Source organism: Shewanella avicenniae, from assembly GCF_017354945.1.
Lineage (GTDB): Bacteria > Pseudomonadota > Gammaproteobacteria > Enterobacterales > Shewanellaceae > Shewanella > Shewanella avicenniae.
On sequence record NZ_CP071503.1, the window covers coordinates 3045476 to 3065416 of the forward strand.

Annotated in this window: 18 protein-coding genes; 15 read left to right on the forward strand and 3 right to left on the reverse strand. The window is 49.2% G+C overall.

The window, feature by feature from the left end:
• Positions 1-175 precede the first annotated feature (175 nt).
• From JYB87_RS13535 to JYB87_RS13580, 10 genes are all read left to right on the forward strand, one after another.
• Positions 176-577, forward strand: coding sequence for a MerR family transcriptional regulator (locus JYB87_RS13535; protein ID WP_207353999.1), 402 nt, complete (start codon positions 176-178; stop codon positions 575-577).
• Between the two features lie 64 nt (positions 578-641).
• A complete protein-coding gene (locus JYB87_RS13540; protein WP_207354000.1) occupies positions 642-1811 on the forward strand; it encodes an isovaleryl-CoA dehydrogenase in 1170 nt (389 codons plus the stop codon).
• 27 nt (positions 1812-1838) lie between these two features.
• On the forward strand, positions 1839-3440 hold the full coding sequence (locus JYB87_RS13545) for a carboxyl transferase domain-containing protein (protein WP_207354001.1): 1602 nt from the start codon (positions 1839-1841) through the stop codon (positions 3438-3440).
• An 8-nt stretch (positions 3441-3448) separates the two neighbouring features.
• Positions 3449-4267: an enoyl-CoA hydratase-related protein gene (locus tag JYB87_RS13550; RefSeq protein ID WP_207354002.1), complete on the forward strand. Its 819-nt coding sequence runs from the start codon at positions 3449-3451 to the stop codon at positions 4265-4267.
• Positions 4260-6314: an acetyl/propionyl/methylcrotonyl-CoA carboxylase subunit alpha gene (locus JYB87_RS13555; protein WP_207354003.1), complete on the forward strand. Its 2055-nt coding sequence runs from the start codon at positions 4260-4262 to the stop codon at positions 6312-6314. The genes JYB87_RS13550 and JYB87_RS13555 overlap by 8 nt, the downstream gene beginning before the upstream one ends.
• Positions 6314-7204, forward strand: coding sequence for a hydroxymethylglutaryl-CoA lyase (locus JYB87_RS13560; RefSeq protein WP_207354004.1), 891 nt, complete (start codon positions 6314-6316; stop codon positions 7202-7204). The genes JYB87_RS13555 and JYB87_RS13560 overlap by 1 nt, the downstream gene beginning before the upstream one ends.
• 15 nt (positions 7205-7219) lie before the next feature.
• The gene (locus JYB87_RS13565) at positions 7220-7936 is read left to right on the forward strand and encodes a CoA transferase subunit A (RefSeq protein ID WP_207354005.1); all 717 of its coding nucleotides are present in this window, start codon (positions 7220-7222) and stop codon (positions 7934-7936) included.
• Between the two features lie 25 nt (positions 7937-7961).
• Positions 7962-8621 (forward strand): CoA transferase subunit B, encoded by a 660-nt coding sequence (locus tag JYB87_RS13570; protein WP_207354006.1) that lies wholly within the window; start codon positions 7962-7964, stop codon positions 8619-8621.
• 233 nt (positions 8622-8854) lie between these two features.
• The gene (locus tag JYB87_RS13575; RefSeq protein ID WP_207354007.1) at positions 8855-9067 is read left to right on the forward strand and encodes a hypothetical protein; all 213 of its coding nucleotides are present in this window, start codon (positions 8855-8857) and stop codon (positions 9065-9067) included.
• 136 nt (positions 9068-9203) lie between these two features.
• Positions 9204-9755, forward strand: a complete 552-nt coding sequence (locus tag JYB87_RS13580; RefSeq protein WP_207354008.1) for a GNAT family N-acetyltransferase — start codon at positions 9204-9206, stop codon at positions 9753-9755.
• Positions 9756-9792: 37 nt separating this feature from the next.
• On the opposite strand, the gene JYB87_RS13585 is transcribed toward JYB87_RS13580, so the two are convergent.
• Positions 9793-10506, reverse strand: coding sequence for a DUF554 domain-containing protein (locus JYB87_RS13585; RefSeq protein ID WP_207354009.1), 714 nt, complete (start codon positions 10504-10506; stop codon positions 9793-9795).
• 399 nt (positions 10507-10905) lie between these two features.
• On the opposite strand from JYB87_RS13585, the gene JYB87_RS13590 reads away from it, so the two are divergent.
• Positions 10906-11637, forward strand: coding sequence for a hypothetical protein (locus JYB87_RS13590; RefSeq protein ID WP_207354010.1), 732 nt, complete (start codon positions 10906-10908; stop codon positions 11635-11637).
• Between the two features lie 154 nt (positions 11638-11791).
• Positions 11792-12178: a hypothetical protein gene (locus JYB87_RS13595; protein ID WP_207354011.1), complete on the forward strand. Its 387-nt coding sequence runs from the start codon at positions 11792-11794 to the stop codon at positions 12176-12178.
• Between the two features lie 89 nt (positions 12179-12267).
• Here the strand turns inward: JYB87_RS13595 and yaaA are convergent, their stop codons facing one another.
• Together yaaA and JYB87_RS13605 are read right to left on the reverse strand one after the other, a co-directional pair.
• Positions 12268-13044 carry a peroxide stress protein YaaA gene (gene yaaA / locus JYB87_RS13600; RefSeq protein WP_207354012.1) on the reverse strand — a complete coding sequence of 259 codons (777 nt, stop codon included), beginning with the start codon at positions 13042-13044 and terminating at the stop codon, positions 12268-12270.
• A 105-nt stretch (positions 13045-13149) separates the two neighbouring features.
• Positions 13150-14595, reverse strand: a complete 1446-nt coding sequence (locus JYB87_RS13605; RefSeq protein ID WP_207354013.1) for an alanine/glycine:cation symporter family protein — start codon at positions 14593-14595, stop codon at positions 13150-13152.
• A 383-nt stretch (positions 14596-14978) separates the two neighbouring features.
• Between JYB87_RS13605 and JYB87_RS13610 the strand changes: the two genes are divergently transcribed.
• The 3 genes from JYB87_RS13610 to tal all read left to right on the forward strand — a co-directional run bounded on the left by JYB87_RS13610 (position 14979) and on the right by tal (position 19925).
• The gene (locus JYB87_RS13610; protein ID WP_207354014.1) at positions 14979-17345 is read left to right on the forward strand and encodes a phosphoketolase family protein; all 2367 of its coding nucleotides are present in this window, start codon (positions 14979-14981) and stop codon (positions 17343-17345) included.
• Between the two features lie 253 nt (positions 17346-17598).
• Positions 17599-18720: an OmpA family protein gene (locus JYB87_RS13615; RefSeq protein ID WP_207354015.1), complete on the forward strand. Its 1122-nt coding sequence runs from the start codon at positions 17599-17601 to the stop codon at positions 18718-18720.
• Positions 18721-18971: 251 nt separating this feature from the next.
• Positions 18972-19925, forward strand: a complete 954-nt coding sequence (tal, locus tag JYB87_RS13620) for a transaldolase (RefSeq protein ID WP_207354016.1) — start codon at positions 18972-18974, stop codon at positions 19923-19925.
• The last annotated feature ends 16 nt before the right edge of the window (positions 19926-19941 follow it).

Consider the following 19941-nt stretch of genomic DNA (forward strand, 5'->3'; position numbering starts at 1 on the left):
ACGTTAGCCTAAAACCCTGAAATAATCGGGGGAATCGCTAAATCACATCTCATCTACCGCTGTTGGCGCAATTTTTAAAAACTTGTCTAAAATTAGACAAGGTCTTCTTTACCTTTACGTAAACTTCGGATATCGTGACAGCGTTGTTGTAAATTTTTGCAGGAAGCCGTAGCACATGAGTATTAAGCCGAGTCCATCTACTTCTTTTTCAATCAGTGACTTATCAAAAGAATTTGATATCACCACAAGAAGTATTCGTTTTTACGAGGATCAAGGACTGCTTAAGCCAAAACGCCGTGGCCAAACCCGCATTTACAGCATGAAGGATCGCGTCCGTCTGAAGTTGATTTTACGAGGAAAAAGACTGGGGTTTTCTCTATCAGAGACACGCACGTTGTTTGAGTTGTACGATGCCGAAAAAGGCAGCACTTCACAATTGAACACTATGCTGAAGCTGATAGAGGATAAGAAAACCGCCTTGCAACAGCAGATGGACGACATCAAAATTGTGTTGATGGAATTATCTTCCGCAGAAAACCAATGTCGTCAGGCACTTGCAGATATTTCTGATAAGTAATATCACAAGTTAAGCGTGCCATCTCTGCGCTGATGTAAGGCAATATCAGTGATGGAGAATGCCCATGGCGACACGTTACACGCCGCTAGATTTTGGTTTTGCCGCAGAGCTCGATATGTTACGCGATGCGGTGTCCGAGTTCAGTCAAGACGTTATCGCACCAATCGCTGCTGAGATTGATCAGCAAAATCGCTTCCCCGCAGAACTCTGGCCTAGGTTAGGCGAATTGGGTTTGCTCGGCATTACCGTCAGCGAAGAATACGGCGGCGCAGGCATGGGCTATCTTGCACATGTGATTGCAATGGAAGAAATCTCCAGAGCATCAGCCTCTGTCGGGTTATCTTACGGCGCCCACTCCAACCTGTGTGTTAACCAAATCTTTCGCAACGGTAATCACCGCCAGAAACAGCACTACCTGCCTAAATTAATCAGTGGCGAACATATTGGTGCCTTAGCCATGAGTGAGCCCAATGCTGGCTCAGACGTGGTGTCAATGACGCTAAACGCCACGGATGATGGTGATGTGTTTTGTCTAAACGGCAGCAAGATGTGGATTACCAATGGCCCCGATGCTGACGTGTTCATCGTATATGCCAAAACGGCGCCGGAGCTTGGTGCCCACGGGATCAGCGCTTTTATTGTTGAACGAAGTTTTGCCGGATTCGCCACCGCGCAAAAGCTCGATAAGCTGGGCATGCGCGGTTCCAGTACTTGTGAGTTAGTGTTCAACAACTGCTGCGTGCCTAAAGCCAACTTGCTCGGGGAACTGAACCAAGGCGTCAAAGTGCTAATGAGCGGGCTCGATTACGAGCGGCTGGTACTTGCTGGCGGCCCGCTTGGGATCATCTCCGCCTGTCTCGATCTTGCCCATCCCTACACCGCCGAACGCAAGCAGTTTGGTAAAGCCATCGGCGAATTTCAGCTAGTACAAGCCAAACTGGCAGATATGTATACCGCAATGAACACGGCTAAGGCTTACGTTTACAGCGTGGCGCGGGCGTGTGATAACGGCAAAGTCAGCCGCAAAGATACCGCGGGCGCCATTCTCTACAGCGCAGAAGTCGCCACCAAAGCAGCGCTCGATACCATCCAACTGCTTGGCGGCAATGGCTACATCAATGACTACCCAGCAGGCAGGCTGTTACGAGATGCAAAACTGTATGAGATTGGTGCTGGGACTTCAGAAATACGCCGCATGCTGATTGGCCGCGAGCTGTTTCAAGAAAGTCAGTAACCACGCAGCAGAGGGAGCACGAAACCAATGAGTGTGATTGCAAATCAAGTCAATCCCAATCTTGAGGAGTTCCAGCAACGCGCTGCCGCAATGCAGCAGTTAGTCAACACGCTGCAACGGCAGGCTGCGATCATTGTCGAAGGCGGTGGCGCTGAGGCATTGGCACGCCATTGCAGCAAAGGCAAATTGGCACCACGCGAACGGGTAGCAAAACTACTCGATGCAGGTTCCCCGTTTTTAGAAATCGGCCAATTTGCCGCGCATCAGGTCTATGACGAAGCCGTGCCAGCGGCTGGAGTCATCGCCGGAATTGGCCGCGTCAGTGGTGTGGACTGCATGATTATCGCCAACGACCCCACTGTGAAAGGCGGCAGTTATTACCCGCTGACAGTAAAAAAGCATCTGCGTGCACAAGCCATTGCCGAACGCTGCCAGCTGCCCTGCATCTATCTGGTCGATTCTGGTGGTGCTTACCTTCCTCTGCAAGCAGATGTGTTCCCCGACCGCGATCATTTTGGCCGCATTTTCTTTAATCAAGCACGCATGTCCGCCAAAGGCATCGCCCAAATCGCGGTGGTTATGGGACTGTGCACGGCGGGTGGCGCATACGTACCTGCGATGGCCGATGAGTCGATCATTGTCGCCAATCAGGGGACAATTTTTCTTGCCGGACCACCACTTGTGAAGGCCGCAACCGGAGAAGAAGTCTCGGCTGAAGAACTCGGCGGCGGTGATGTACACACCCGTTTATCGGGTGTAGCCGACCATCTTGCGCAAGATGATGCCCATGCGTTGCAGTTAGCACGAAATGCCGTGAGCCGACTTAATCACGCTGCCGTTGAACGACCTCGAGCAGCCTTGCCACCTCGCTATAGCGCCGATGAACTCTATGGCATTGTCGGTACCGATCTTAAAAAGCCAGTTGATGTATTACAGGTCATCGCCCGTTTGCTGGACGACTCAGATTTTGATGAATTCAAAGCCAATTTTGGCACCAGCTTGGTGTGCGGTTTTGGCAAATTGCATGGCCATGCTGTCGGCATTATCGCCAATAACGGCATTCTGTTTTCAGAGTCAGCCCAAAAAGGCACCCACTTTATTGAGCTTTGTTGCCAACGCAATATTCCATTGATTTTCCTTCAAAACATTACCGGCTTTATGGTCGGAAAAAAATATGAGCAACAAGGCATTGCGAAACACGGTGCCAAAATGGTGATGGCGGTGGCCTGCGCCAACGTGCCGAAATTTACCGTGATCATCGGCGGCAGTTATGGCGCAGGAAACTACGGTATGTGTGGTCGCGCCTATGACCCAACCATGATGTGGAGTTGGCCGAACGCCCGTATCTCGGTGATGGGCGGCGAGCAAGCCGCCAATGTGTTGGCGACAGTGAAGCGCGATGGTTTACAGCGCAAAGGTGTTGCTTGGTCAGCTGCTGATGAAAGCACATTTAAACAGCCCATCATCGATAAATATGAGCAAGAAGGCGATCCGTATTACGCCAGTGCGCGACTTTGGGACGATGGCATTATCGACCCAGCACAAACCCGCGATGTACTGGGGTTAGCATTAACGGCTGTGGCTAATGCCCCAATTGAACCGACCCAGTTTGGCGTATTCAGAATTTAGGAGGGAACATGCAAGCCTTACTGATGGAAACCGACACCCGCGGGATCTGCCGTCTAACCCTCAATCGCTCGCAAAGTGCTAATGCGCTTGATGAACAGCTGATTAGCGATCTTATCGATGCGCTGGAGCACTTAGCCACCTTACGTGATTGCCGCGTCTTGTTGCTGCAAGGTGCAGGCAAACACTTTAGTGCCGGTGCAGATCTCGGTTGGATGCAGCGCCAAGCTCAAATGGACTACGACGCTAATGTGGAAGATGCGGCACGACTGGCCAAACTGATGCAGGTGCTGGATGAATTTCCCAAGCCGACCATCGCATTGGTACAAGGTGCAGCTTATGGCGGCGCGCTGGGACTGATTTGTTGCTGCGACATAGTCTTAGCCGCTGAGTCTGCGCGTTTTTGTTTAAGTGAAGTCAAACTTGGACTCATCCCCGCTGTCATATCCCCTTATGTCAATCGCAGCATCGGCATGCGCCAACTCCGACGTTATGCGCTGAGCGCTGAAGTCATCGATGCTTTTACCGCCTTGCAGCTCGGTTTAGTGCATCAATTAGCCTCCGAACTCGACCACAGCGCCGCTAAGCTCATCGATGCCATTTTACAAGGCAGCCCAGAAGCACAGCGACAATGTAAATCGTTACTCGCCAAAGTGAATGACAAAAGTTTTGATGACTCGCTACGCATCCTTACCGCCCGCGCCATTGCCGATGCCCGCAGCAGCAGCGAAGCTCATGAGGGCATGAGTGCCTTTTTTGAAAAACGCGCTGCCAGTTGGCAAGTGTCAGCCAACACTCACGCACCACTCTCGGGAGGCAAGCATGACTGAGCGTCGCATCAACAGCCTGTTGATTGCTAATCGGGGCGAAATTGCCTGCCGAATTATTCAAACCTGCCACAAACTGGGAATTCGTGCCGTCGCAATTTTTTCAGAAGTGGATAGCCACGCCCGCCATGTCACGCTGGCCGATAGTGCTTTTCTGGTGGAAGGCGCCACGCCTGTGGCCGCCTATCTCAATGTCGAGCGGATTATCGAAATCGCTCAGCAATGCGGTGCTGATGCGATTCATCCTGGCTATGGATTTCTGTCAGAAAATGCAGCCTTCGCCAATGCATGCAACGCGGTAGGCATTATCTTTGTTGGCCCACCGGCCAGTGCCATTGCAGCCATGGGCAGTAAAAGTGCCGCCAAAACTATTATGCAGCAAGCGGGTGTGCCGCTGATACCCGGCTATCACGGAAGTGAGCAAACACCAACCGCGTTGATGGCGCAGGCCAGCACTATCGGCTTTCCACTGTTGATCAAAGCGGCATTTGGCGGTGGCGGCAAAGGGATGCGTATTGTTGAGCAAGAAGCGCAATTTATGGCGCAACTGGAAGCGGCCAAACGTGAAGCCAAAGCCGCCTTTGGCGATGACAGTATGCTGCTGGAAAAATATATTCAGCAACCGCGGCATATTGAAGTGCAGGTTTTTGCCGACCAGCATGGCCAGTGCATTTACCTTGGCGATCGCGACTGTTCATTACAGCGACGTCACCAAAAAGTGATTGAAGAAGCGCCCGCCCCCAACCTAACCGATGCCACCCGCCAAGCGATGGGGCAAGCGGCAGTCGCAGCCGCGCAAGCGATTGATTATGTCGGCGCAGGTACCATTGAGTTTCTGCTCGATGCGCAACAACAATTTTATTTTATGGAGATGAACACCCGATTGCAGGTGGAGCATCCCGTCACCGAGATGGTGACCGGCGTTGATTTGGTAGCGTGGCAACTGCAGATTGCCATGGGGCAACCGTTACCGCTAACACAAACTGAAGTGACTATTACCGGTCATGCATTTGAAGCGCGGATCTACGCCGAAGATCCACTGCATCAGTTTTTACCTGCATCAGGCAAGCTGTATGAGCTGCAACCACCTCAGCCATCAGCAACCATCCGCATCGATTCTGGCGTGCAAGCGGGCGATATAATCACCCCGTATTACGATCCTATGATTGCCAAATTGATCGTCCACCAGCCCGATCGTCAACAAGCGCTTAGCAGCTTAGTGCTGGCATTGCAGCAATATGTCATCGCGGGTGTTAAACACAATATCGATTTTTTGCGGCGGCTGGCGGCACATAGCGAGTTTGCGGGTACTCACTTTAGCACCCATTTCATTGAGCAACATCAAGCCGAACTGCTTGCCCCTGCGGTAGATGACAAGATTGTCGCACTGGCGGCTATTGGCTGTCTGCTACGCAATCAACAGCAACAAACATTGCCGCAAACACTGGCGGGGTTCAGGTTAAACGCTGCAGCCACATGGCAACAATATTTAGCGGCAGAAGAGTGGGAACCAGCTGGCGATCAAACAGCGCCAAGCTGGATAACGCTTCAGCAAGCTACTGCTGACGCTTACCAGCTTGAGCTCGGCAATAAACGCTTTCTGGTTAGTGGTGAATTCAACGCAGCAACGGGTCAACTGTATGCGATGCTCAACGGCGAGGTATTAAGTTGTCATCTGTTTTGGCAGCAAACACGGCTCTATCTTTGCCATCAAGGCCAAACCGTTGAATTCCAAACCGCCGCACCAACGATTCAACAAGACAACAGCGCACAACACAGTTTTTGCGCGCCGATGAATGGCACCATTGTGACTCAGCTAGTCGCCCCCGGTGAAGCCGTAAAAGCAGGCCAAGGGCTGCTGGTGATGGAAGCGATGAAGATGGAATATCAGCTCAACGCACCAACCGCAGGCTCGGTTAGCGCCTTTTGTTTTACAGCTGGCGCGTTAGTTAGCGAGGGCGATTTACTGCTGCATTTTTCGGCTGAAGATGCTGATGCTGATACTTATTCTGATACTGACGCCGACACGAATATTACGGAGGCTGACTAATGTACCCCTCCAGCATCAGTATCTATGAAGTTGGCCCACGTGATGGCTTACAAAATGAAGCCTTACTGCCAACAGCGGCTAAGGTACAACTGATCAACGGCCTCGCTAATTGTGGCTTAAACCGCATTGAGGTCGGCAGTTTTGTGTCTCACAAATGGGTGCCGCAGATGGCCGATTCCGCCGCCGTTTGCCAACAGATTGAGCAGCGAGCCGACGTTCGTTATTCAGCACTAGTGCCCAACATCAAAGGGCTGGAACAAGCTCTCGCCGCCCACATCAGAGAAATTGCGCTGTTCACTGCTGCGTCCGAAAGTTTCTGCCAACGTAATATCAACTGCTCGATCAATGAATCATTACAACGGTTTGAACCTGTGTTTACTGCAGCCAAAGCGGCCAAGCTGCGCGTTAGAGCCTATGTGTCTTGCGTGTTAGGTTGCCCTTACGAAGGCACCATAAATACCGCCCAAGTCGCGGCCGTTACTCATGCCTTGATTGAGATGGGCGCATATGAGGTTTCCCTTGGCGACACCATTGGCGTTGGCACGCCACGGGCAGCACGCAGCATGGTTGATGCGGTGAGTCAACGCGTTAGCCCATCTCAACTCGCGCTGCATTTTCACGATACCTACGGCCAAGCGTTGGCCAATATTGTGGCCTGTCTCGACAGTGGTATTCACACCATCGACGCCTCTGTGGCAGGGCTGGGCGGCTGCCCTTACGCCAAAGGCGCGTCAGGCAACCTAGCCACCGAAGATCTGGTGTACATGCTTGAAGGCATGGGGATTGAAACCGGCGTAGATCTGCCACAGTTAGCGAAGTTCGGTCAGCAAATCTGTCAGCAGTTGGGCAAAGTTACCAGCAGCAAAGTCGGCCAAGCGCTGCAATCTTGATTCTGAGGAGACGATATGGGCGGGTTAAACAAAGTCGTTAATAGCTATCAAGAGGCGCTCCTGGGGCTCACCGACGGGATGACCATTATGGTCGGCGGTTTTGGTCTGTGTGGTATTCCAGAAGGCTTAATCGCGGAAATGGTGCGGATGAAAGTGAGCGGCTTAACGGCTATTTCCAACAACGCTGGCGTCGATGATTTCGGGCTGGGGCTGTTACTGCAGCACAAACAGATCCGCACCATGATCGCTTCCTATGTCGGTGAAAACGCCTTGTTTGAGCAGCAGATGCTGAGCGGTGAACTTGAGGTAATTCTGACACCGCAAGGCTCACTGGCGGAAAAAATTCGTGCTGGCGGCGCTGGAATTCCGGCGTTTTACACCGCGACTGGCTACGGCACCCCCATCGCTGATGGTAAAGAAACTCGCGAATTTAATGGTCGCCATTATGTGTTAGAGCCAGCGCTGCATGCGGACTTCGCCCTGATTAAAGCGTGGAAAGCCGATACCATGGGCAATCTTATCTACCGCAATACCACGGCCAATTTTAATCCGGTGATGGCCACCGCAGGCAGAATCACCGTGGCGGAAGTGGAGCAAATCGTCGCCCCGGGTGAGCTCGATCCAAATCAGATCCATACGCCGGGAATTTATGTCGACCGGGTAATTGTGGGTCAGTTTGAAAAGCGCATCGAAAAACGCACCGTTAAGCAGGTCAACGCTAACCCAAATTGAACTGAAAAAGAGTGAGGAGTTTGTCATGGCATTAACTCGCGAACAGATGGCGATGCGTGTGGCGCAAGAGCTACGCGACGGCGACTATGTGAATCTCGGTATCGGCATTCCAACCTTGGTGGCCAACTATATTCCTGCGGGAATGGAAGTGATGCTGCAATCGGAAAATGGCCTGCTCGGCATGGGCGAGTTTCCCACTGAAGCCGAATTGGATCCCGATCTCATCAACGCCGGTAAACAAACAGTGACTGCGGTGGACGGTGCCGCGTTTTTTTCCAGCGCTGAAAGCTTTGCGATGATCCGCGGCGGCCATGTAGATCTCACAGTCTTGGGCGCATTTGAAGTGGACGTTGAAGGTTCAATTGCCTCTTGGATGATCCCCGGCAAATTGGTCAAAGGCATGGGCGGCGCGATGGATCTCGTTGCCGGTGCGCATAATATCATCGTCACCATGATGCATGCCGATAAAGCGGGTAACTCCAAATTACTGCCAAAATGCCAACTACCGCTGACCGGATTTCGTTGTATTCAGCGGGTGCTGACTGATTTGGCCTTGCTGGAAATCAAAGACGGCGCGTTTCACCTGCTAGAGCGAGCACCCGGGGTGAGCGTTGAAGAAATCCAACAGAAAACAGCAGGTAAATTGTACTGCCCCCAAGTGGTTCCTGAGATAAAAACACATTAGCAATATAAATCAATATATTATCAATTTATTAGCGCTCAATGTTTTATTAAACACATCACAAATTAAGATGTTTTTGCTTGGTCATCCGCGGCAATTCACCTAAGGTGTGCGCTTCTTTTTTCAGACCGCTGAATATTTAGGCGATGGCAGTGGTCCATCAACAACCCATAAAAACAATTTTCAGTATGGATAGTTACTTTATCTCGCTGCTTTGTCTCCTTGCTGGAGGCTATTTGCTGAGCAGAAATATCGGCCATTTAACCGATACCCAGCAACTGCATTGTTACTTACAACGTAGCCCGAAAGCTCGCCTGTGGGTCAATGTGTTTGGTTTTGATCGCACCTTCATTATCGCTAAAAAACTGCTGTTGCCACTGGGCTGCGTACTCAGTTTTAGTTTGGCCGTGGTTGGCGGTTGGAACCTCGTCAATCTGACACTGATTTAATTGCATCTTGTCGTGCTTCATCTCCGTTGAAAACAGCGGCTAACTTGGCTACAGAATCCACTTTGCCAATTATCCGCAATCGCGTATAACCATCCTGCAAGCACCGTAAAACAATGGCACAACTCAGGATAAGAAAATGGCATTAGCAACAGGTTTGATGATTGGTCCGCTAACACTAAAGCCGTTAGCAATGGCAGATAGCGCAGCTTTTTGGCAGCATATCGAGCAAAATCGCGCTATCTACCAAGATACCATTCCGTTCGTTAGCGGCACCCATACGCTGGGACAATTAGAGCAATTGCTTACGGCAAATCTCGCCAAGCAAGCGCAAAATGAAGCGCAGTTTTATGGCTTATGGCATGGAACGGAAATGGCGGGCTATCTGCTGGTACGTGAAATCAATCCGCAAGCGCGCTGGGCAGAAATCGGCTATATGCTCGGGCAACAATGGCATGGCCAAGGAATTATCACCAAAGCTTGCCAACTATTGATAGACGATCTGTTTGACGTTTCTGCAATGGATAAAATTGCCCTGTGCTGCAACGATAATAACCACGCCAGTATTGCTGTCGCCAAACGACTCGGGTTCACCCTCGAAGGCACACTCAGACAATACTTTGTGGTCAATCAGGTGCGGCGCAATATGTGCTGCTTTGGTTTGCTACGAGAAGAGTGGCAACAAAGCTAAGCCCATTGCCACACGTAAGTGTTGCCTTTATAACCGCTTAGCCAAAGAAATGGCGCCAGAGATAGGTCAGCGGTAACACTAAAAATAGCGCGGGAAGAAAGTTAACCACGGCAAAATTCATAATCTGCGCGATACGTAACCCCACCGCCACCATGATGATGCCACCAACGGCTGAGAAATCACCAAAGGCCGCGGCATCCATATACGGCATAATGGGCTTGGCCAGGTAAAATAGCGCCACTTGCACCACCAACTGGGCGATTACGGTAAAACTAATCCCCGCGCCAAGGCCAATCGCAAAGATACACGCGGTAAGAAAATCCATGATGGCTTTGACCAGCAGTAGCTGATAGTCACCGTTCATGCCTTCAGTCATCGAACCGATAACACCTAAGCCACTGGCACCAAATACCACCAGCAATGAAGCGAATTGTTTAGAGAACTCCTCTTGAGTGAGCCCTCGGGGCAGCGGGATAAAACGGTCAAGTTTGCTTTGCAGCAGGGTGGCACCTCTGGAGATCGAACGTTCTAAATAAAACAGCTCACCGATTGCGGTGCCGAATATCAGAGACAAGATCACCACCGGCAGGTGCTGGCCTTTGACGATCATATTCACCCCAATCAAAATAGACGCCAAGGCAAAGGTGGGCGGTAATCCGGTCTGCAACCGCTTGGGAATATATTTGGCAAGCGCCGCACCAATAATTGAACCAGCAATAATCCCTACACTATTCAGTATCGGACCTATCATGGGAAAACTCTCCTTCATCGACTAACGCTGCCTCCATGCCAATGCAGTGCGTTAGAGCGGTGCAAAACCAGCAACAATTTGATTCTAAAAGCGATGAAATATTGGGTGTAAGCAAGCGAAATGCTTGAGAAAGGCAACTCATCTGTAACTGCCTATCAGACTAACACTATCAACTGCAGGATGTTCAACACGATTTTTCGATTAGTATCATCGATTGCAGTGAACTACTGATTTTGACCGGATTTAACAAAAAAGCTTTGATCACGAACAGCTAAATTATGTGTTGCAGTTCTATAAAACGATGAACAACACTGGTAGAACCACTGCCATAGCGCTACTTTCTAGCTGTTTGTTTACCTCTCCTTTTCATGAACGATACCATAGGCGGTGGGAGGCATTATGACCAAGCTAACGCTGTCATTCGCACTACTCTTTTTAGCAGGCTGCAGCTGTACGGAACATTTTTTGCCGCAAGCAAATATCTCCCTCAGTAGCGATGCCACCACACTTAGCTATTCAGGTGAAACCTCGGTACGCAACGCCAAACATGCGTTAGCGCTCGCGCGACAATACCCCGAAATCAAGCGACTGGTTATCGATAGCGATGGCGGCGATGCCGTCGGCGGCATGTTGTTGGGCGATTGGGTCTATCGCCAGCATCTCGAAGTCGAAGTTAAGCAACGCTGCTTGGGAGCCTGTGCCAATTATATTGTGACAGCCGCAGCCAAAACCCGTGTAGGCGCCAACGCCCAATTAGGCTGGTACGGCGGCGCTTGGCAACCGGATACTGACCGCCATTGGTATAACTTTCTCATCCCCGGTTATGATGACAATCACCACCTAACACTGGCGGAGTGGCGTGTGGCTGAGCATCAATTTTTCAGCCGCATCGGCGTGCGAGAAGAGATCACCATCCTCGGAGAGATCAGTAAATTTAAACAGCAACGGCTGCAGCATGGGGTGTGGAGTTACTGCGCGCAAGACTTGCATAAGTTGGGTATACGCAACATTCAGTTTGCCGAAAGCACTACCGCTAACGCTGTTGAAGTGTTGCAATTTGCGCCCGGCGAGCTGGAATCGTTTCTGGCAAATAGTCCGTTGAAAGAGCAGCAAACGTTTGCTGGCTTATAGTCTTTTTTGCTTAATTTGCTGAGAGTTATGCATCGCTCACCTTTTTGGAACGCCGTACCATAAAGCGCTAGACGAATGATGAAAAAACTGCCAAAAATGACAGTTACCATAATTCGAAAGTGCTTCATGTACCCGCCCACAGAAAGGAATTTGTATGTCAGCTCAAATTGCGATTGCCGTGATGTTTCTGCTCAGTTGTTGTATCGATGCCAAAGCTTGGCAACGACTCACCAGCCGTCAAGCCAGTCAGCACCCAGGAGAAGCCAATCTTGAGGTGATGATGACAGTCAAAAACAGCCAATATGCGATGCAAACTGAAGGTGCGCTGCATCTCGACAGTGAAGCAGATGCCAGCCACGCTGATAATCTGCGTATTAGTTTAACTGCAAGCGCACTGGCACAATTAACAGAGCGCGGCATTGTGAACCCTGCACGTTACTTTATGGGTAAGCAATTAGAAATCCACGGTGCAGTTATGCAGATTAATGGCCGAGCAGTGCTGCCAATTACGCAAGCAGATCAAATTGTTGAACTGCGATAAACTGCTGAACTGCGGTAAACAGAAAGGTCAGGCATTGCCTGACCTTTTTATGTATCAATGAAACTGCTCGCGAGCGATGACCAAAAGCGTTAAAGCTGCTCTTCTCGTAAAAAGACCGGCGCTTTATCGGTCGACTGCTCAGGCGAATAATAATAACCCGCCACATCAAACCCCTTTAGCTGCGCTGCGTCGGTGATATCGTTTTCTAAAATCCACCTTGCCATCATGCCGCGGGCTTTTTTGGCGTAAAAACTGATGATTTTATATTGACCGTTTTTGCAATCTTTAAACACTGGCGACATCAAATTAGCTTGCAGCTGTTTGGTTTTGACCGCTTTGAAATATTCGTTTGAGGCCAAATTCACAATCAACGGCGGCTCATCCATTGGCAGGGCATTATTCACGGCTTCGGTAATTTCATCGCCCCAAAACTCGTATAAATTCTTGCCCTTAGGCGTTTCTAACGCAGTGCCCATCTCAAGCCGGTAAGGCTGCATTAAATCGAGTGGTTTAAGTAAGCCATACAACCCTGACAACATCCGCAACCGCTTTTGCGCCCGTAAAATCACCTCGCTAGGCAGCGATTCCGCATCGAGTCCGGTATAGACATCGCCCTTGAAGGCGAACAGTGCTTGCTTGGCATTTGCCAGTGTGAACGGTTGCTGCCATGAAGCAAAGCGCGCAGCATTCAACCCAGCAATCTTATCGCTGACGCTCATCAAGGACGCAATCTGTGCTGGCGACAAATCACGGCACACTTCAATCAATGCTTGGCTATGGTCTAAAAACATCGGCAGGCTGTATTCAGCCACTGGTGCGGGGGATTCAAAATCCAATGTTTTTGCAGGCGAAATAAGAATTAACATGAGCAAACCTTTAACCATTAACTTGCAGTTATGATACGGCATCAACAGTAAAAAACCACGCTGGCTAGGCGTGGTTTTTTCGATAAAGCTAACCGAAAAGCTGAATCAACTGCGTGGCTCCGCAACCTCTGCAGTCGCAGGATTCCACACTTCGTTATCAATCTGTTGGTTCAACTCGGGGAAACGGCTTTTATCAAACGTTGGCGTGACGCCTGCTGAAAGTTGATCACGATAGTCAGCTATCACTTTAAAGGCGACGCCTGACAACAACACCAGGGCGATGATATTCACTAACGCCATAAAGCCCATCGAGAGATCCGCTAAGTCCCACACCAATGAGATTTTGGCAAGCGAGCCAAACATCACCATTGCCAATACCACCAATCGGAACAGCAAAATCACTTTTTTGCGGTTGCCTAGCAGGAACACGACGTTGGTTTCTGCGTAAGAATAGTTGGCAATAATCGAGGTAAAACAAAACAGTAAAATAGCACCAGCAACAAACCAGCCACCCCAGCCACCAACGTGAAACTCTAACGCCGAAATGGTCATGGCAATGCCATCACTGCTGCTGCCCCAATCATCAGACAACAGAATAATGGCGGCAGTCGCGGTACAGATCACCAAGGTATCAACAAACACACCGGCCATCTGTACAAAACCTTGTGACGCAGGATGCGGTGGATTGGGCGCAGCACTTGCGGCGACGTTGGCAGCACTGCCCATGCCGGCTTCATTAGAAAACAAGCCGCGCGCAATCCCCGACTGCATCGCTTGGGCAATGGTATAAGCCACACCACCCGCAGCCGCTTCTTGCCATCCGAAGGCACTTTTGATCACCAAGCTAAACACCTGAGGTAACCGCTCTAGGTTCATCAGCACGATAACGAGCGCCATGCCGATATAGACAATCGCCATCACCGGCACAACATATTCAGAGACTTTCGCTACTTTGCGCAAGCCGCCGCTAATCACCAGCGCACTGAATACCACCAGCAAAATACCTACCACATTAGGCGAAATATCAAAGACTTTGTTTACCGCACCAGCAATGGTGTTGGCTTGCACAGCGTTGAATACCAGTCCAAATGAGATGATCAAAAAAATCGAGAACAACACACCCATCCAGCGTTGCCCGAGTCCTTTTTCCATGTAATAGGCGGGACCGCCACGATATTGCCCTTCGCTATCTTTAACTTTATAGACTTGCGCCAATGTAGATTCGACCATGGCGGTGGCCATGCCGAGCATTGCAATCAACCACATCCAGAACACTGCACCCGGTCCTGCAGCGCCAATCGCGACAGCAACACCAGCCATATTGCCGGCGCCGACACGCGCCGCCAAACTGGTACAAAACACTTGAAACGATGACAAGCCCGCATCATCCGCCTGACGACTGCTAATCATCACTTTGGCCGAATGTTTTAAGTGGGTAAATTGAATAAAAAGCAGACTAATCGTGAAGTAAATGCCGACACCCACAAGGGCGTAGACCAATAATTTTCCCCATAACAGGGAGTTAAGAAAAGTGACAACCGTTTCAATCATAAAAGACCTTATCTAACCCCGCTAACTCACTTTTAGCGACATTAGCTCCTACTTCATTTGTTAAAATCTGCAGCGATATTTTTGAAAGTATCTTACCATTTCGAGCGCCACAGACTGTTTTTGCGATTAGCGGTTATTTTTTTGCAGTTTTTAACAAGTGACCAAGATCACAATATAGTTATTTATACTACAAATGGAATTTTACCAAACACAGAAACATCATTTTGTTTTATAAGTATATTTTTTAATTTTATTACCAAAATCGGCCCTTTTCACACCAAAATAACTTTCAGAAACCTGATTTCGACCACATTTTTGTAATTTAACTACAAATATAGTTATGTCATACAAATTAACTGGTATTTGCTCAAGTGAGGCATCTTATGACCCAACAGCAAGAAATCGCTGCGCTGAAAAAGTATGTACGGGCCACAAACTTTTTGGCGACTTCACAAATCTACCTGAAAAACAATGTGCTTTTCAAACGTCCACTGCAGCATGGCGATATCAAGCCGCGTTTGCTGGGTCACTGGGGTACTTGTCCAGGTATTAACTTCGTTTATGCCAACGTTAACCGCCTGATTACCAAACATAACCGTCCGTTCCTGTATTTGGTAGGTCCTGGCCACGGTTTCCCGGCAGTTCAAGCGAACTTGTTTGTGGAAGGTTCTCTGAGTCACTACTACCCAGAAACCATTCCATATAACGAAGATGGTATTTCTGATATCTGCCGCAAGTTCTCAGCAGCTTACGGTTACCCATCACACGCTAACCCAGAAGCGCCAGGACAAATCCTCGAAGGTGGTGAATTAGGTTATTCACTGTCTGTTGCATGGGGTGCAGTACTGGATAACCCAGATCTGATCGCTACTGTACTGGTGGGTGACGGTGAATCTGAAACAGGTCCTCTGGCTGCCTCTTGGTATGCTAACCGTTTGGTTTCTCCACAGAACAACGGTGCGATTCTGCCAATCGTGCATATCAACGGTTATAAAATCTCTGGCCCAACTCGTATGGGTCGTATGGACCGTGAAGAGCTGGAAGCTGAGTTTACTGGTCTGGGTTACTACCCAATCTATGTGGATAGCACTTACCCTGAAGACGTTTACGTTCAGATGGCCAATGCAATGGATAAAGCCTATGCAATGATCACTGACATTCAACGCCTTGCTCGCAGCGGTGAAGACGTATGTAAGCCTCGTTGGCCGGTTATTCTGATGAAAACCGCCAAAGGTTGGACTGGCGTACCAGAATTTGATGGCAAGAAACTGGAAGGTAACTGCGATTCTCACCAAGTTATCGTCAACAAGTGTGCCACTGACGAACGTCACCTGACTGCACTAAACGATTGGTTAGACAGCTACAAGTTCCACGAACTGTATGTAATGAATGACAAGGGCGAGCTGATCTTCGACGAAGAGATTCAAACCCTGATCCCACCAGCAGAGCTGACTTGTGGTCAACAACGTATGAGCTACGGTGGTGAAGTTGTTAAAGCAGTTAAGAACCCAGATCTGAACGAATTAGCCTACGGTCCAAGCGTAAAACGCGGTACTCGCGGCTACTCAATGAACAAGATGGGTGAATGGATGCGTGAAGCGTTCAAACTGAACCAAGCAGAACGCAACATCCGAATCTTCAGCCCTGACGAAACTTACTCTAACCAGCTGCAAGCTGTGTTCGAAGCCACTGACCGCGCATGGCAATGGCCTATCGAAAGCTGGGATGAAGACATGAGCCGTGACGGTCGCGTACTGGAACTGCTGTCTGAAAACCTGCTGTTCGGTATGATGCATGGCTACACTGTGACGGGTCGTCACGGTATGTTCCCAACTTATGAGTCATTCTCACAAGTTATCGCGTCAATGGCTGACCAATACTGTAAATATGTGCACGCCAGCCAAGGCATCCACTTCCGTAAGCCAGTGCCAGCCTGCAACGTGGTATTGTCTTCACTGTTGGAACGCCAAGATCACAACGGTTACTCACACCAAAACCCATCATTCTTGGGTGCGATGCTCGAGAAACACGCTGAAATCGTATCGGCTTACCTGCCTGCAGACGCCAACTCTACGTTGGTATACACCGAGAAAGCCTTTGCTGGCCGCGACAAGCTGAACATTTTGGTGGCTGGTAAGAAAGAACTGCCACAATGGTTGAGCCTAGAAGAAGCCCGCAAACAAGCTGAAGACGGCGTGATGATTTGGGACTTCGCCTCTGACGAAAATCCAGATGTAGTTCTGGCAGGTTGTGGTGACTACGCCACCCAAGAAGCCATGGCAGCATTAGTACTGGTTCGTGAGCAACTGCCACGTGTGAAAGTCCGCTTCGTCAGTGTTACTGAGCTGAACGCTAACGGCTTAGGTAGCTTAGAATTTGCCGCTAAACCTTGGTTGCTGGACGATATCTTCACCCCAGATAAAGGTGTGGTATTCAACTATCACGGCTATCCAAACACTATCAAGAAACTGGTGTTTGACTATAAAGGTGCGAGCCGTTTCCGCATCAAGGGTTACGAAGAGGAAGGTTCAACCACAACGCCATTTGATATGGGCGTACGTAACGGTACTTCTCGTTACCACTTGGTTATCGACATGGCCTACAAACTGTTCCAACAAGGTGTGATTGATGAAACCACTCACTCACGCATTACCACCGATATGTTGCAACGTTTGGTAGACCACAAAAATTACATCAAAGCTAACGGTGTAGACCCAGAATATATCGAAAACTGGGAATGGAAACGCTAAGCGATTCTAGCTAGTCGAAATCTCTGCCAATGGGGCGCTATTTACAATAGCGCCCCATTTTATTTGCATAACCGACGATCTTTAACCATACCTAGTTAACAATAAGAAAGATAAATGTGATTCAAGTAGAATTCAGCTTGCACGTGCTAATAATATAGCGCGCTAGCAACTGAACCTAGGATATCCCATGGGGGCGATAACTAGATAACTCGCTGTCAGTCGAGCACCCTCTTTTCAAGGATTTGGAGAATTGATGATGAAACTTAAACTTTCTTACCTGCTGCTGATGGCAGCACTTCCTGCCGCAGCCTATGCCGATGACCAAGCACTTTCTCCTTGGTACGTAGGGATTGGTGCAGGTCAAACTAACTATGGTCCTAACTGCGAAGCCAGCAAAATGGCCACTTGTGGTAAAGACGATCCATTTGCTTGGGAATTCTTCTCAGGCTACTCATTTAACGAATATCTTGCCGTTGAAATTGGTTACCGTAATTTAGGTCATGCTGACTGGGTAGATTACGCTAACAACCACAACGATATCAGCGTCAAAGGCGGCACCTTGGGTGTTGTCGGTACTTGGCCACTGAAATACAACTGGAGCCTGAACGCTGAGTTGGGTGGCTATGTATTCAATAACAGCAACCGCGTAAATCACGGTGCGGCTGAGTACAATCACCAAAGCGTTGCGCCATACTATGGTGTAGGTGTCGGTTACGATGTGAATGAAAACGTTCGCATTTCAGCAAAATATCGTCGCTATGAAGATATCGACGAAACCCGTTTTGCCAACCTTGATATGGATGCTAACTACTGGGGCTTAACTGTGAGCTATCGTTTTGGCGATGCACCTAAAGCAGCACCAGTAAATGAAACCGTGGCAGTGGTACCCGTTGTTGTCGCTCCGGTTGACTCTGATAACGACGGCGTTGTCGATAGCCAAGACCAATGCGCAAATACCCCAGCAACGCATAAAGTCGATGCAAACGGTTGCAGCATCTATGTTGATAAGCTGGAAAAACTGACCATTGCGGCGCAGTTTGATAACAACTCATCAGTCGTGAAAGCAGATTCTTACGGCGAAATTGAGAAAGCCGCCAACTTCCTCAATAAATACCCACAAGCGGATATCGAGATTGCTGGCCATGCATCACTGCCAGGTAAAGCCTCATACAACCTGTGGTTATCACAAAAACGTGCCGATGCCGTTGCTAAAATTCTGGTTGATAAATATGGCATTGCTGCCAGCCGCGTCACCGCTAAAGGTTATGGCGAAAACCAACCTATCATGCAAGGCGATAGCGCCGAAGCCAACGCAGCTAACCGCCGCATTGAAGGCAACATGAGCTTCAAAGAAAAACAACCTTTGTTGAAATAAGCGAGAACTTGCCAAAAGCCGCAGTCATCTGCGGCTTTTTTATTTTTTGTCACACGCGATTAGTATTCATTGTGCAAAATCAGTACACTGATTTTCAGCATATCAACAGATAAAAATGCAGATTTCTGGTCGAAATACGCCACAATTGAAACTTTTTTTCATCGACGAATTGAAAAAGTAATACAAATTGGCGTCTAATAGCCAGTCTGAAAAACTGCATTAATGACAGCCTACTTGAAAGGAAGTTATCCATGGCCAACACCCTAGCGCAATTAAAATCTGTAACTACTATCGTTGCCGATACCGGTGATATCGAAGCGATCAAACGCTATCAACCAGAAGACGCAACCACCAACCCGTCATTGATTTTAAAGGCGGCGCAGATCCCTGAATACGCGGGTTTGATTGATGACGCTGTGGCTTGGGCAAAGTCACAAAGTAAAGACAGTGCACAACAACTGGAAGATGCAGGCGACAAACTGGCGGTAAACATCGGTTTGGAAATTCTGAAAATCGTTCCTGGCCGCATCTCTACTGAAGTAGATGCACGTTTGTCATTCGACAAAGAAGCCTCAATTGCTAAAGCGAAAAAGCTGATCAAACTGTATGCGGATGCCGGCATTGATAAATCACGCATTCTGATCAAACTGGCATCAACTTGGGAAGGTATCTGCGCCGCGAAAGAGCTGGAAGCAGAAGGTATCAACTGTAACCTGACCCTGCTGTTTAGTTTCGCCCAAGCACGCGCCTGTGCTGAAGCTGGCGTTTACCTGATTTCACCGTTTGTGGGCCGTATTTTGGACTGGTACAAAAAGAGCACTGGCCAAGATTACACTGCAAGTGAAGATCCAGGTGTCGTGTCAGTCACCAGCATCTACAACTACTACAAAAAACACGGTTATCACACTGTAGTAATGGGCGCGAGCTTCCGTAACACTGGCGAAATCATCGAATTGGCAGGCTGTGACCGTTTAACAATTGGCCCTAACCTGCTGGAAGAACTGGCAAACGCCGATACCGTAATTGAAGCCAAACTGACCCCAACAACTGAAGTCGTTGCGGCGCCAGCACCATTGACTGAAGCTGAGTTCCGTTGGGAGTTCAACGAAGATGCGATGGCGGTAGAAAAACTGGCTGAAGGCATTCGTAACTTTGCGATCGACCAAGGCAAACTTGAAGCCATGCTGACCGCAAAACTGGCTTAATTTTATAGGACAGAAT

Excerpts from the sequence above, each read along its gene's own strand:
- JYB87_RS13615 (WP_207354015.1), top strand. The coding sequence starts at position 17,599 with ATGATGAAACTTAAACTTTCTTACCTGCTGCTGATGGCAGCACTTCCT.
- JYB87_RS13605 (WP_207354013.1), bottom strand. The coding sequence starts at position 14,595 with ATGATTGAAACGGTTGTCACTTTTCTTAACTCCCTGTTATGGGGAAAA.
- JYB87_RS13560 (WP_207354004.1), top strand. The coding sequence starts at position 6,314 with ATGTACCCCTCCAGCATCAGTATCTATGAAGTTGGCCCACGTGATGGC.
- tal (WP_207354016.1), top strand. The coding sequence starts at position 18,972 with ATGGCCAACACCCTAGCGCAATTAAAATCTGTAACTACTATCGTTGCC.
- JYB87_RS13540 (WP_207354000.1), top strand. The coding sequence starts at position 642 with ATGGCGACACGTTACACGCCGCTAGATTTTGGTTTTGCCGCAGAGCTC.
- JYB87_RS13555 (WP_207354003.1), top strand. The coding sequence starts at position 4,260 with ATGACTGAGCGTCGCATCAACAGCCTGTTGATTGCTAATCGGGGCGAA.
- JYB87_RS13550 (WP_207354002.1), top strand. The coding sequence starts at position 3,449 with ATGCAAGCCTTACTGATGGAAACCGACACCCGCGGGATCTGCCGTCTA.
- JYB87_RS13585 (WP_207354009.1), bottom strand. The coding sequence starts at position 10,506 with ATGATAGGTCCGATACTGAATAGTGTAGGGATTATTGCTGGTTCAATT.
- JYB87_RS13545 (WP_207354001.1), top strand. The coding sequence starts at position 1,839 with ATGAGTGTGATTGCAAATCAAGTCAATCCCAATCTTGAGGAGTTCCAG.
- JYB87_RS13535 (WP_207353999.1), top strand. The coding sequence starts at position 176 with ATGAGTATTAAGCCGAGTCCATCTACTTCTTTTTCAATCAGTGACTTA.
- JYB87_RS13610 (WP_207354014.1), top strand. The coding sequence starts at position 14,979 with ATGACCCAACAGCAAGAAATCGCTGCGCTGAAAAAGTATGTACGGGCC.
- JYB87_RS13590 (WP_207354010.1), top strand. The coding sequence starts at position 10,906 with ATGACCAAGCTAACGCTGTCATTCGCACTACTCTTTTTAGCAGGCTGC.
- JYB87_RS13580 (WP_207354008.1), top strand. The coding sequence starts at position 9,204 with ATGGCATTAGCAACAGGTTTGATGATTGGTCCGCTAACACTAAAGCCG.
- yaaA (WP_207354012.1), bottom strand. The coding sequence starts at position 13,044 with ATGTTAATTCTTATTTCGCCTGCAAAAACATTGGATTTTGAATCCCCC.
- JYB87_RS13595 (WP_207354011.1), top strand. The coding sequence starts at position 11,792 with ATGTCAGCTCAAATTGCGATTGCCGTGATGTTTCTGCTCAGTTGTTGT.
- JYB87_RS13565 (WP_207354005.1), top strand. The coding sequence starts at position 7,220 with ATGGGCGGGTTAAACAAAGTCGTTAATAGCTATCAAGAGGCGCTCCTG.
- JYB87_RS13570 (WP_207354006.1), top strand. The coding sequence starts at position 7,962 with ATGGCATTAACTCGCGAACAGATGGCGATGCGTGTGGCGCAAGAGCTA.